We start from the raw sequence: 12,846 nt of genomic DNA on the forward strand, positions 1-12,846 counted from the left end.
GTCGACGGATGGCAGCGCGATGATGCCGTCGCGCCGGGGTCGTCGAGCACCTACGCCGACATCGATCCCGACGGCCTCGCGCCGCGCATGTCGGGGATGCGCTGCGCGAGTGTCGGCGTAGGCCAGACCGGCTCATATGTTTTGTCCGGCGGGGCTTCGTGTGTATCCGCGGGCGTGAGCGATCGCCTCGGGTGTGTGGGCGAAGATGTGCGCGTCGCCGTCTGCGGGCAGGGCGCCGATCGCGGCCAGGCGGCGTCGATGGTCTTGGCGTAGACCGGACATCAGGACGGTGATGTGGCGCTGTTCGAGTTTGCCGATGGCGTCTTTCAGCACGAGTGCGCCGGTGGTGTCCAAGGCGGTGATTCCGGACATGCGCAGGATGACCACGCGTACATCTGAAACGTCGGCCAGTTCCAGCAGGAACCGATGGGCGGCGGCGAAGAACACGGGGCCATCGATGCGATAGGCGACTATGTGGTCGTGCCGCAGGTCGTCTTCCTCGGCCAAGTGGCCGCTGTCGTCGTGCTCGAGTGGGACTTGCTGGAGCCGGGCTTCTTTCGCCACCGACCGCAGAGCGAGCACGGTGGCGATGCCGACGCCGACGGCGACCGCGGTCACCAGGTCCAAGGCGACGGTGACGCCGAAGGTGATCGCCATGACGACCGCATCCCCGCGTGAGGCGCGGGCGATCGCGGCCAGCGACGCGGTCTCCACCATCCGTACGGTCGTCGCTAAGAGCACACCTGCCAAGGCTGCCAGTGGGATCTTCGCCACGAGGAGTGCGGCGAGGTAGATGATCGCGGCAAGCACGACGGCGTGGGTCAGCGCGGACAGACGCGTGCGGGCACCGGAACGGACGTTGACCGCGGTGCGAGCGATCGCACCAGTGGCAGGCACCCCGCCGAACAGGGGAGCTGCGATGTTCGCCACGCCTTGCCCGAGCAGTTCGCGGTCGGGGTTGTGGCGGGTGCCCACGGCCATCGCATCGGCGGCGGTCGCCGACAACAGAGACTCGAGTGCGGCCAGCGCCGCCACTGCCAGTGCCGGCGCGACCAGCGACCCCAACTGATCGAAGTGTACGAATCCGAGTGTGGGCGCGGGCAATTCGGAGGGAATGGTTCCGATGGGGGTCAGGTCCAGATCGAGCACCTGCGCTGCGAGGGTTGCGGTGGCCACCGCGATCAACGAGAACGGCAGTTTCGGCAGATACCGCCCACCGGCCAGGACGACCGCGGCCACCGTCAGCGTGGTCGCGAGCGCCAAATGATGCGGGTGCGAAATGTATTGTCCCACAGCGTCGAATGCCGACTGCCACACCTTCTCGCCCTCGGCGTGCGCTACCTGCAGCGCGGACGGGACCTGTTGCAGCGCGATGACAACCGCGATGCCGGCGGTGAAGCCTTCGATCACCGGTGCGGGCATGTAGCGCACAGCCCGCCCGACCCCGGCGAAGGCCAGTACCACCAGCACAAGGCCGGCCAGCAGCCCCACGGTCAGCACCCCGCTCGCGCCGTGCCGGCCGACGATCGGCACCAGGACCACCGTCATCGCGCCCGTGGGCCCGGACACTTGGAAGCGGGATCCGCCGAACACCGCCGCGATCGCGCCCGCGACCACAGCGGTGGAGAGTCCAGCGGCCGCGCCCAGCCCGGAGGAGATTCCGAAGCCGAGCGCGAGGGGCAGCGCCACCAAGGCGACGATCAGACCCGACACCAGGTCTGTGCCGGGCGAGCGGAGCGCAGGTTTCCAGTCCGACCGGCGCGGCAGTAGCGCGAGCGCGTTCACAGTGCTCTGGCCAGACGCAACTTCAGCGCGGCCAGCTGTGCACGCAGTTGGTCGGGCAGCCGATTGCCGCCGATGGTGGCGTACCACTCATCGATCGATGCGGTCTCGGCTACCCATTCGTCGATCTCGACCGCCAGCGCCGCGGTGACCCGTTCCCGGGCTCGCTCCGAGAGGCCGGTCAAGTCCAGGGCCTCGGCAGTTGGGACAAACCCGATCGGGGTCTCCACGGCACCGGCGGCACCGTCCAAGCGATCGAGGGCCCACGCGAGGACGCGCACGTTGTCGCCGAATCCTGGCCACAGGAAGCTGCCGTCGGCACTGCGGCGGAACCAATTGACCTGGAAGATCTTCGGCAGCATCGCGGGATCGGCGGCGGCGCCGAGTCTCAGCCAGTGCGCGAAGTAATCGCCGACGTGGTAGCCGAGGAACGGCAGCATCGCCATCGGATCCCGACGCACCACACCCACCGCTCCCGTCGACGCCGCAGTGGTCTCCGACGACAGCACCGATGCGGTGAACACCCCGTGTGCCCAGTCGAAGGTCTCGGTCACCAGTGGCACCGTCGAGCTGCGCCGGCCGCCGAAGAAGATCGCGGAGATCGGCACCCCAGCCGGGTCGTCCCACTCCGCCGCCACCGACGGGCACTGCTGGATCGGGGTGCAATAGCGGGAATTAGGATGAGCGGCCGTGCTTTCCGCATCCGGGGTCCAGTCGTGACCCTGCCAGTCGGTCAGGTGCGCGGGCGGAGTGTCGGTCAAGCCTTCCCACCACACGTCACCATCATCGGTGCGTGCGGTGTTGGTGAAGATCGAATTTCCGGCATCGATCGTGGCGATCGCGTTCGGGTTGGTCTGCGCTCCGGTTCCCGGAGCGACACCGAAGAACCCAGCCTCCGGGTTCACCGCGTACAGTCGGCCGTCAGCTCCGAACCGCATCCACGCGATGTCGTCGCCGATCGTCTCCGCTCTCCAGCCCGGGAGGGCTGGTTCGAGCATCGCGAGGTTGGTCTTACCGCACGAGGACGGGAACGCGGCGGCGATGTAGTGGACCTTCCCTGTGGCGAGGTGAGTTTGAGAATCAGCATGTGCTCGGCCAGCCATTCCTCCTCACGCCCGAGCACCGAGGCGATGCGCAGTGCGAAACACTTCTTGCCCAGCAGCGCGTTGCCGCCGTACCCAGAGCCGTAACTCCAGATCTCCCGGCGCTCGGGAAAATGTGAGATGTACTTGGTCGCATCACATGGCCACGGCACGTCCGCCTCGTCTTCTCGCAGTGGCGCGCCGACCGAGTGCAGGCACTTCACGAAGCCTGTCCCATCGGTGAGCTTGTCCCACACCAGCGCGCCGGAGCGGGTCATGATCTGCATCGTCACCGCCACGTACTCTGAATCGGTCAACTGCACACCGTATTTCGGGTCTTCGGCATCCAACGGCCCCATGCAGAACGCGATCACATACATCGTCCGTCCCGCCATGGCCCCGCGATAGTGCTCGGTCATCACCGTGCGCATGTCCAGTGGATCGACCCAGTTGTTGGTCGGGCCGGCGTCCTCGCGATGTTCCGAGCAGATGAAGGTGCGATCCTCCACTCGCGCCACATCGTCGGGATCCGACGCGCAGCAGAATGAGTTCGGCTTCGCCGCGAGCGGCACAAAGGTGCCCTTCTCCACCAGCAGCCCGGTGAGCCGATCCCATTCCGCCCGGGAGCCGTCGCAGAACACGATGCGATCAGGTGCGGTCAACTCCGCGACTTCGGCGACCCACGCCAGGATGCCCTCATGGTCGGTCGGCGCCTGCACGGTCGCGTTCAGGTGACGGGTCACGATATATCACTCCTTCGAAAGCTGCTAGGTGGCTAGTTTAGAAAATATGCAATCAGTGTCGAGCATCGCCCTCCCATGGCCACGGTCAGGCGGTCATTGGAGAGCTTCGACCTGGCCGGCGACGACGCCGGTGAGTATGGCCCGTGCGACGGCCAGTAGCTCGGCAATCTCGGGGGTTGTCAACTCGTAGGTCACCGACAGCCCTTCGCGGCGAGCTGTCACCAGGCCGGCGCGTCGCAAGATCGACAACTGCTGAGACAGGTTGGCCGCCTCGATCTCGATCTCGGCCAGCATCTCCGAAACGGCGTGCTCACGCTGGCTGAGCAGTTCGAGCACCCGCACCCGCACGGGATGCCCGAGTGTTTTGAAGAAGTCGGCCTTCATCTGATAGAGCGGGCGCTGCAGTCCCGGCATCGACGACCAATCCTTCCAGTCCTACCGACGGCATCTCGGCACCCACGATCGCACGTTGTTTGCAGAGTTTAGCAAACAGCATAACCACTGTTGTGGGGACGACTGTTCCTCACCAGGCGAGAGGCTCCGCCGCGGACGATATCGCGGCTCGCCGCTGGACAGATTTCCGGGGGACAGTGCCGACAGCGGGTTTACCGTGAACCCGCACGGCGTGCGAAACGACGAGTGTGAGATCCGATGGTTCTGGATGAACGCTTCTCGTCAGTCGCCGGCCGAGGCGGGATGAACGACCATGACGGGGCAGGAGGCATGCTGAACGAGGTTGTTGGCAGTGGAGCCGAGGAGCATGCCCGCGAAACCGCCGCGTCCGCGGCTGCCCACGACGAGCAACTGCGCATCCTTCGACCACGACAGCAGATGCGGACCGGGGGCCGCCATCTCCACCTTACGGGTGACGCGCACGCCGGGGAACTTCTCCTGCCAGCCCGCCAGCCGTTCGGCAAGGATCGCACGCTCGATGTCCTCGCGGACCGCGTCGAGTCGGCCGAGTTCGCCGGCGAACCGGCTGGAATCCCAATCGCTCCAGACGTGCACGGCGACCAACTCCGCATCACGGGCGGCGGCCTCTGCGAAAGCGGCCGCGATGGCGGATTCCCCGACCGGGCTGCCGTCCACACCGACCACCACCGGGCCAGAACGATGGACCGTTTCCGGTGTGGCGGAGTCTGCGCGCACGACGATCACCGTGCCCTCGGCGTGTGCGGTCACAGCCAGCAAAGTGGAGCCCAGGTGCGTCAATGTCCCGGTGTCGCCGGTCGCGCCGAGCACGACCGCGTAGGCCTCGGCGCTGTGGTCGATCAGCAGCTGCCTGCCGGTGTCGGTGGACGTACGCCTCGAGACACGCAGGCCGGGTGCGATCGACAGCGCGACATCCTCTGCGCGGGTGAGCATTTGGTTTCCCTGCTCGCGGACTGCGTCGACAATCGACGGGACCAGCACCTCGTAGTCGCCGAGTATCCAGCTGGTACCGACCAGGTCCAGCCCGTGCACGATCTCGAGTTCGCGCCCGCGGTCGGCGGCGAATTCCGCTGCCCACCGTAGGGCTGTCCACGAACCCGCCGAACCATCCACGCCGACGACAACCTTGGCGGTGGCGACATGATGCGGATCGTCGAATTGCTGCTGGCCCATGGAATTCTCCTTGCCCCTGATCGTGGCGTGCCCCGGCGGGCACCCCCGAAGCGTATGACCGGTGTGGCGGGCTTCGGTGCGGCTGATCGTCACCTCGAGTGGGGCCGAAAGACCATCTTCCGCACACCGCAGACACCGATCGGCCGTCCACGAGATCGGAGATCTGTTGCGCACAATGGTGACCTGACTCGCCCGCTACTGGAACGACGCCGCACTGGAGCGACATCAGTGGTTGAAGCCACCGCAGGCGCTACAAAGGTTGGCCGCCGTGCCGCCCGGCTGGTAGCGTCCCGGAGTCCGTGACACTGCCCGAGGAGGTGAGACCCATCAACGCTGTATCCAGTGGGTGCTCCACATCTTCTTCACGGTTGGGCGATTGACGTAGGTGTCGCCGGGAGCGCCGCGAACACGGCAATCCCGAAAGGCAATACCTATGCATTCTGTGAATTTCACTGCGGAGACATCGTTGAACGGTGTCATCGAACGCGACTTCACTGTGGGTGAGGTACCCGGCGTGCTCTTCTCGCCCCCATCCGGCTCCGGCCCCGCACCCTTGGTGCTCATGGCGCACAGCGGCGGCCAGCATAAGAGGGCGCCGGGCATCGTGGGCCGGGCGCACCACTTCGTGACCGGCTACGGTTTCCACGCCGCCGCCATCGACGCACCCGGACACGGCGACCGGCCGCGAACGACGGAGGACGAGCAGCGGATCGCAGTCCTCCGGCGTGCTCAGGCTGCGGGAGAGCCGATCGGCCCTATCATCGTCGAATTGCACACCTACCTGGCCGAGCGCGCCGTGCCGGAATGGCAGGTGACGCTGGACGCCCTGCGGGAACTGCCGCAGATCGGCGCCGACGGGCGGGTCGGATTCTGGGGCATCATGCAGGGTACCGGGATCGGGGTGCCGTTGACGGCCGTCGAACCCAGGATCATCGCGGCGGTCTTCGGCTGCCTGGGGCATGAATCCCTGCTCGAGGCGGCGGCACAGATCACCGTCCCGATCGAGTTCCTGCTCCAGTGGGACGATGAGCTGCTCGACCGTCGATCCGGTCTCGCGTTGTTCGACGCCTTCGCCTCGAAGGAAAAGACGTTGCACGCCAACGCGGGCGGTCATTTCGAGGTACCGAGGTTCGAGGTCGACAGCGCGGCACAGTTCTTCGCGCGGCATCTCGGCCAGGTCGACACGTCACCGGCCTGACGGGACAGGTATCGGCGGCCGGGCGCGAGCCGGCTGCCGATACCTCAGCCGTAGACCGCTCGCCTGCCGGCTGCGGACCTCGCTCGGGGCGTCACGGTGGATGCGCGAGATCGCCAGCGGCGGAGTGACAAGATCGCGCGGTCTGGTCGCCTGAACCGAGCCGGGTGATCATGACATGATCTCGATCATGCCGATCTCCACCAGTTCGTTCGACCATGTCCGCTTGACAGTGACCGACATCGACAGATCCCGGGCCTTCTATGACGCTGTCTTCGGATGGCCGATCGCTTGGGAGTGTCCCGCGGACGCGGACGAGGCCACCCGTGCACGATATGGGTTCCTCTTCGGCGGTGTGATCTACCAGATGGGTGATGCACTGCTCGGACTTCGCCCGGTCGCCAGTGACGAGTTCGACGAAGATCGCGTAGGACTCGACCACCTCGCCTTCGCCCTCGCCACTCGGTCGGATCTCGATTCGGCGGCTGCCTTGCTCGATGAACTCGGCATCGCGCACGCGGGAGTGAAAGACCTGGGCCCCATGTACATTCTGGAATTCCGCGATCCGGACAACATCGCGCTGGAATTGGTTGTGCGCAAACAGTGATCGCTTGCCCGCCGACATGCCGGTCGGCGGCAATGGGATTCCCGCCAAGATCACGATCGGTGACCTATGGGACCTGGTCATCGGCGCCTGCTGACCGTCCTGTGCTTCCGAGGCGAGGAACGGCGGCGCGCGTGTTGAGCGACTCGGCAGCTACCGCGAGCCTGGGGGCAGGAGCCGGCCGCTGAGAACGGGACGTTCGTTGAGGTCATCCAGAGGCACCCCGACGCCGAGGTTCTCTGCAAGCCTGTAGAACATTCCGCGGGACCCCAAGGAACCGTATTCGTGTTCTTCGGGTCGGGCGCCGAGGGCCTGCATCTCGGTGTCGAAGCGGTGCATGTCGCTGCCTGTCCGGTCGGCTGGGACGAGGCTGGTCATGGTGTCGAGTCCGGTGATGAGGCGGCCGTTCTCGGCGTACCGGAACACCACTCCCGGTTTCTCGCTGGCGTTCAGCACCAATGCCGCGGTTCCGACTGAGGCGCGCAACACCAGTCCTCGGTCTTCGATGCATTTCCAGCTACCGTGCTCCCACACCCAGGCCCAGCTTCCATAATGCCCTGCGCTGACCACATATCCGTCGGATGCGTAGAGATGGCCGCCCAGCTCGTAGTGGAAGTCATCCTGCTCGCGCACTGCCACGGTGTTCTGGTCGACGCCCATCCGCTCCAATAGCTCCCGGGCGTTGATCTGACGCGCGAAGGTGATGCTGAGCAGCGGCAGATCCCGGCCGTACATCCACCCAAGGCCACCGGTCATGGCGTTCACGACGCCCCCGGTTCGTTGATCGCGATCAAGGTCGGGAAACGCAGTCCATGATCATCAACCCAGGCGTCGTCATCAGCTGAAGCAGTCATAGCGGCTGACGCTGCCATGAGCCACCGACATCCATGGCCGGGTCCGGATTCGGGGTCTATCGCGCACGTTGGATCCGCAGTCCCTCCAGGGGCGGCGGGAGCGGATGTTCAGGTGGTGTGGGTCTGCTCGATGAGGGTCGCGGTGGCGCGGTCGAGGAATTCGCAGAACTGTTTGTGCTCGTCGGGGGTGAATCGATCGGTGAGGGCGCGTTCGAGCACGATGACTTCCTGATAGGCGCGGTCGAGCAGGTCGCGGCCGGTCGGGGTGAGGGTGGCGATCATGACTTTGGCGTGGACGGGCGACGGTTGCCGGTCGATGAGCTCTTTGTTCTGCATGCCGGTCAAGACAGTAGCCATGCTCTGCTGCGTGACCCCGCACGCGCGGGCCAGTTGGGCACCGGACATGGCGTCGTCGCGGGACAAGATCAGCAGCACCGTGTATTGGGTCATGGTCAGTCCGTAACCGCGTAGCACCGCCTCATGGTGGGCCATGAGCGCCTGCTCGGCTCGGCGAATGCGCGTGCACACGTATTCCTCGACGGGCACGTCGACCATGTCACAACTCCCTAAGTTGACTCAGCATCCTGATACTGCTTAAGTGCTCAGTATCAGGATACTGAGTCAACACAGAAAGTTGTATGTGATGAAGGCTGTTGTGCTGGACACCGATGACACCTTCCGGATCTCGGAGATCGACGAGCCCGTGGCCGGGCCGGGCGAGGTCGCGATCCGCGTCGCCTATGCGGGGGTGCAGTACGGTGACGTGCTGGTGCGTGGCGGGCACTTTCCGGTGCCGCGCCCGTTCGTGCCGGGCTTCGAAGCCGCAGGCCAGATCATCGCGGTGGGCGAGGGCGTGGACGAAGGCCGGATCGGTGAGCAGGTCGTCGCGCTGGTCGGCGGGGGCGGTTACGCCGAGGTCGCGACCGCGCCTTCGGTGCTGGCGATCAATGCCTCGCGCGTCGACGCACGCACCGCGGCAGGGTTCGGATGGGTGACTCCGACTGCCTACGACCTGATCGATTCCGTCGGCGGGGTCCGGGCCGGGGACCGTGTGCTGATCCACGCCGCAGCCGGTGGTGTCGGATCACTGGCCGGGCAGTTCGCCGCTGCCGCCGGCGCGGAACGGATAGTCGGCGTGGTCGGCAACTCCGGTCAGCTCGATTACGCGCGTCAGTTCGGTTACCACGAGGTGCTGACGCGAGAACAGTTCCCCGATGGCATCGGTGCGGAAACCTTCGACGTGATCCTCGACCCGATCGGAGGACCGACGCGGGTCGCGAGCCTGGCCCGGCTGGCTGCCCATGGCCGGATCGTGGTCTACGGCAATATCGCCACCTTCGAACCGGTCACCGTCTCGGCCAACGACCTGCTGATGCACGGCCAGTCGCTGATGACCTACAACAGCAATCTGGGCAGCCAGACCCACCCGCAGCGACTCGCCGACAGCGCCACTCGCGCGATGGCGCTGGTCGCCGACGGGTCGGTGCGCATCGATATCACCGCCGAATACGCCCTCGCCGACGTCGAGACCGCGATCGCGAACCTGGCCGGCGGAGTGACCCGCGGCAAGAGTGTCGTCCGCATCGGATGAATCACCGTCGGCGATCCGGCCGGGACACCTGCTCGAGTGTCGTGCGCTGGATCAGCCGCCTTTTCTCGTTCGGGTCACGTGTGGCCGCCACCGCGGAGCCAGTCGGTCCACGGGATGCTCCAATCGCCGTTGTGCCAGATATCGAGGGGTTCGCCGCCGGTGTTGCGGACCTCGACCACGTCGCCGGGGATGACGAAGTCGTAGAACCATGTGGCGTCGGCGGGGGAGAGGTTCAGGCAGCCGTGTGAGACGTTGGTGTTTCCTTGCGCCCACATGCTCGCGGCCAATTCGTGCACGAAGATTCCGTCGTGGCTGATGCGGACCGCGTGGTTGATGCTCGTGCGGTAGCCGAGCGCGGAGTTGGTGGGCAGGCCGTAGGTGGCGGAGTCCATGATCACCGGGTCGTTTCGGTCCAGCACGGTGTAGATGCCGGGGCGAGTCCAGAACGACATGACTCTGCCGCCGACGACCGCGGTGCCGCCCATGCCCATCGATGTGGGCATGGTGCGCACGAGGTTTCCGTTGTCGAAGACCTCGATCTGTTTGGTGTCGTCGTCGGCGACCGCGACGTGCGCAGGTCCGATGGTCACTGAAACTTGTTGGTCACGCGAGCCGTAACGGCCGTCGCCGAGCGCGCGGCCGAAGAACTCGGCCGCGATCGTTATCCTGGTTCCCGGTGCGTGATAGTGCTCCGGCCGCCAGTGTGCGTTCTGATCGTCGAGCCAGTACCAGGCGCCGGCGACGGCAGGCTGGGTGGTGACCTTCAGGTAGCGTTCCGCGGCGGTCCGGTCCACGGGTTCGTCGAAATGGGCGACGAGCACGAAACCTACTCCGTAGGTGTCGTTTTCGGCCAGCTCGACGAGATTGGACGAGCGTAGTGAGACGTCGATGATCTGTTGCGGTCGCACCGTGGTGCAGGTTGTCGTCGCGGCGACGTCGCCGGTTTCGCCCTGAGCGACGGCTTTCGCGGTGTAGGTGTGTCCGTAGCCGAGTGGTTCGGCACTGGTCCAGGTTCGATGATCGGGTGCCGATACGCCCGGCAGCGATCTGCCCGTTTCATCGATCCATTCGACCGATCGCAGCGTCCCGTCGGTGACGGTGACCGTGCCGAGACTGCGCGGTTCGACATCCTGGGTGCCGGGGGTGGGGTCGAATCGGATTGTGGCAGGTGTGGGTGGCGGCGCGAGTTCTCGCGCCCACCCCCATCCGGCCAAGGCGAGACCACCCGCACCGGCGAAGCCGATCAACAGCCGACGACGTCCCAATGCCACCGTCTATCTCCCTTCTCCGGGGTGCTGGGGCCGACCTCTGTCCGCCAGCATGCGACAGCTACGCGCCGCCCGTGAGACCGACGACCAGCATCTCCACCGATCCGCCGCACAACCGATACCGTTCCTCGATTGATCGGGGTTCTCCCGAGTGCGGATCGGCAGCGATTGCCGGCAGCTCTGGTCGGCTGTGGGGCGCTGGCAGGATAGGTCGCATGCTCATCGTCATCGGCGGACTTCCGGGGGCAGGTAAGACCACGTTGGCGCGCCTATTGGCGGCGCGGATCGGTGGCGTGCATCTGCGGGTCGACACCATCGAGCAGGCGATCGTTCGATCAGGTCTGGCCGAGCATCCCGTGGGGCCTGCCGGTTATATAGTGGGGTACGCGCTGGCCGGGGAGCATCTTCGGCAGGGGTTGACCGTGATCGCCGAATCCGTGAACCCACTGTCGATCACTCGCGACAGCTGGCTGGGCGCTGCCCGAGATGCCGGTGTCGGCGTGGTGGAAATCGAGGTGATCTGCTCGGATCCGGCCGAGCATCGGCACCGTGTCGTTTCGCGATCGGTCGACATCCCTGACCTGCCGCTGCCGGAATGGCAGCAGGTGCTCGACCGCGAATATCAGCCGTGGGATCGGGACCACATCATCCTCGACACGGCTGGCGAGAGACCCGATCAGTCGTTGCGCCGCCTGCTCGGGCGCCTCCGTGACCTCGGGACGTCCAGCGTCCTGACCAGCGGCAGCAACGATCACGAAGTTTAGAATGACGATGTGCAGCGCGCTGCAGTGACCGATCCGTCGCGTGTCGTGGTCCTCGGGTCCGGGTTCGCGGGTCTGTGGGCGGCGCTCGCGGCGACCCGGCGGCTCGACGAGCTCGGTGTGGCGGGCGGGACCGTCGATATCACGATGATCAGTTCCACGCCGTACCACGACATCCGCGTGCGTGACTATGAGACCGATCTGAGCACATCCCGCATCCCGCTCGGCGTTCTTCTCGATCCGGTCGGAATCGAGCACATCACCGGCGAAGTGACGGCGATCGACGCTGCGGCGCGAATCGTGGAATCCACCGCGGGCGCTCACGGCTACGACCGGCTGGTGCTCGCGTTGGGCAGCCAGGTGGTCAAGCCCGATATCCCTGGCCTGCGGGAGTTCGGGTTCGACATCGATACCCACGACGCAGCGACGAGACTGCAGGCTCACTTGCGCCGGCTCGCCGAGGGTCCCGCTGACCCGGCGGCCGCCACCGTAGTCGTCGTCGGGGCGGGTTTGACGGGGATCGAAGAGGCGACCGGGCTGCCCGCGATGCTCGCCGACGTCTTTGCCCCGCGTGCCGTCGCACCGCGGGTCATCCTGGTCGACCGCAACCCGTTCGTCGGCTCGGACATGGGTGTATCAGCCCGACCGGTCATCGAGGCGGCGTTGGCCTCCAGCGGGATCGAGACCAAGTTGGGCGTCGGGGTGATGTCCATCGATGAACGCGGCGTGACGCTTTCCTCGGGTGAAATGGTGCCCGCCGCCACTGTCGTCTGGTGTGCGGGCATGCGGGCCAGCCTGCTGACCGCGGACTTCGGCGTCGACCGTGACCGGCTGGGGCGACTGCCCGTCGACGATTATCTGCGTGTCTGCGGTGTGCCCGGGGTATTCGCCGCAGGTGACGTCGCTGCCGCGAAAATGGACGACGAGCATATGTCGGTGATGTCCTGCCAGCACAGCCGCCCGATGGGCCGATGGGCGGGATACAACGTCATCGGCGATCTTCTGGGCGAGCCCATGAAGCCGTTGCGGATCCCTTGGTATGTAACGGTTCTCGATCTGGGACCGGCAGGAGCGGTGTATACCGAGGGCTGGGACCGCCATGTGGTCGCATGCGGCGAGGCAGCCAAGGACACCAAGCGCGCCATCAACACTCGCCGTATCTACCCTCCGCTGAACCGCGACCGCGACGCGTTGCTGGCCGCCGCCGCACCCGACTTGCAGGCCGCACCCGAGTACGGACACTAAGGTTCGGTATCCCGATCGAGAGAAAGGCCAAGCCGCGATATTGGGGTCCAGCGAATAGAGCCGACCCGCAGCAGTTCGGGGACAACGGCAACAATCCCAATTCGTGGGAGTCCGCA

At 66.0% G+C, this 12,846-nt stretch carries 11 protein-coding genes and 1 pseudogene; 5 read left to right on the forward strand and 7 right to left on the reverse strand.

What is annotated here, in order from left to right:
• Window positions 1–132: 132 nt before the first annotated feature.
• The 4 genes and pseudogenes from AB0L97_RS04955 to AB0L97_RS04970 form a co-directional block, all read right to left on the reverse strand.
• The gene (locus AB0L97_RS04955) at window positions 133–1,785 is read right to left on the reverse strand and encodes a SulP family inorganic anion transporter (RefSeq protein ID WP_364425345.1); all 1,653 of its coding nucleotides are present in this window, start codon (window positions 1,783–1,785) and stop codon (window positions 133–135) included.
• Window positions 1,782–3,610: pseudogene (locus AB0L97_RS04960) on the reverse strand (phosphoenolpyruvate carboxykinase (GTP)). Before AB0L97_RS04960 ends, AB0L97_RS04955 begins: the two are co-directional and overlap by 4 nt.
• A 90-nt stretch (window positions 3,611–3,700) precedes the next feature.
• Window positions 3,701–4,021, reverse strand: coding sequence for a metalloregulator ArsR/SmtB family transcription factor (locus AB0L97_RS04965; RefSeq protein WP_364425347.1), 321 nt, complete (start codon window positions 4,019–4,021; stop codon window positions 3,701–3,703).
• A 261-nt stretch (window positions 4,022–4,282) separates the two neighbouring features.
• Entirely contained in the window at window positions 4,283–5,212 is a 930-nt protein-coding gene (locus AB0L97_RS04970; protein ID WP_364425349.1) for a universal stress protein, read from the reverse strand.
• Window positions 5,213–5,654: 442 nt separating this feature from the next.
• On the opposite strand from AB0L97_RS04970, the gene AB0L97_RS04975 reads away from it, so the two are divergent.
• A complete protein-coding gene (locus AB0L97_RS04975; protein ID WP_364425705.1) occupies window positions 5,655–6,410 on the forward strand; it encodes an alpha/beta hydrolase in 756 nt (251 codons plus the stop codon).
• Window positions 6,411–6,597: 187 nt separating this feature from the next.
• Entirely contained in the window at window positions 6,598–7,014 is a 417-nt protein-coding gene (locus AB0L97_RS04980; RefSeq protein ID WP_355078161.1) for a VOC family protein, read from the forward strand.
• Window positions 7,015–7,164: 150 nt separating this feature from the next.
• Here AB0L97_RS04980 and AB0L97_RS04985 read toward each other — a convergent pair whose 3' ends face one another.
• Both AB0L97_RS04985 and AB0L97_RS04990 read right to left on the reverse strand, forming a co-directional pair.
• A complete protein-coding gene (locus AB0L97_RS04985; RefSeq protein WP_364425707.1) occupies window positions 7,165–7,767 on the reverse strand; it encodes a DUF6461 domain-containing protein in 603 nt (200 codons plus the stop codon).
• Between the two features lie 206 nt (window positions 7,768–7,973).
• Window positions 7,974–8,420 (reverse strand): MarR family transcriptional regulator, encoded by a 447-nt coding sequence (locus AB0L97_RS04990; RefSeq protein ID WP_355078160.1) that lies wholly within the window; start codon window positions 8,418–8,420, stop codon window positions 7,974–7,976.
• Between the two features lie 88 nt (window positions 8,421–8,508).
• On the opposite strand from AB0L97_RS04990, the gene AB0L97_RS04995 reads away from it, so the two are divergent.
• Window positions 8,509–9,456 carry a zinc-binding dehydrogenase gene (locus AB0L97_RS04995; protein WP_364425352.1) on the forward strand — a complete coding sequence of 316 codons (948 nt, stop codon included), beginning with the start codon at window positions 8,509–8,511 and terminating at the stop codon, window positions 9,454–9,456.
• Between the two features lie 74 nt (window positions 9,457–9,530).
• Here the strand turns inward: AB0L97_RS04995 and AB0L97_RS05000 are convergent, their stop codons facing one another.
• Window positions 9,531–10,727 (reverse strand): Ig-like domain-containing protein, encoded by a 1,197-nt coding sequence (locus AB0L97_RS05000; protein ID WP_364425354.1) that lies wholly within the window; start codon window positions 10,725–10,727, stop codon window positions 9,531–9,533.
• Window positions 10,728–10,939: 212 nt separating this feature from the next.
• On the opposite strand from AB0L97_RS05000, the gene AB0L97_RS05005 reads away from it, so the two are divergent.
• Together AB0L97_RS05005 and AB0L97_RS05010 are read left to right on the forward strand one after the other, a co-directional pair.
• A complete protein-coding gene (locus tag AB0L97_RS05005; RefSeq protein WP_364425356.1) occupies window positions 10,940–11,488 on the forward strand; it encodes an AAA family ATPase in 549 nt (182 codons plus the stop codon).
• Between the two features lie 24 nt (window positions 11,489–11,512).
• Window positions 11,513–12,730: an FAD-dependent oxidoreductase gene (locus AB0L97_RS05010; protein WP_364425709.1), complete on the forward strand. Its 1,218-nt coding sequence runs from the start codon at window positions 11,513–11,515 to the stop codon at window positions 12,728–12,730.
• Window positions 12,731–12,846: the final 116 nt, after the last annotated feature.

The sequence above is a fragment of the Nocardia sp. NPDC051911 genome, assembly GCF_040681035.1.
GTDB classification, from domain to species: domain Bacteria; phylum Actinomycetota; class Actinomycetes; order Mycobacteriales; family Mycobacteriaceae; genus Nocardia; species Nocardia sichangensis.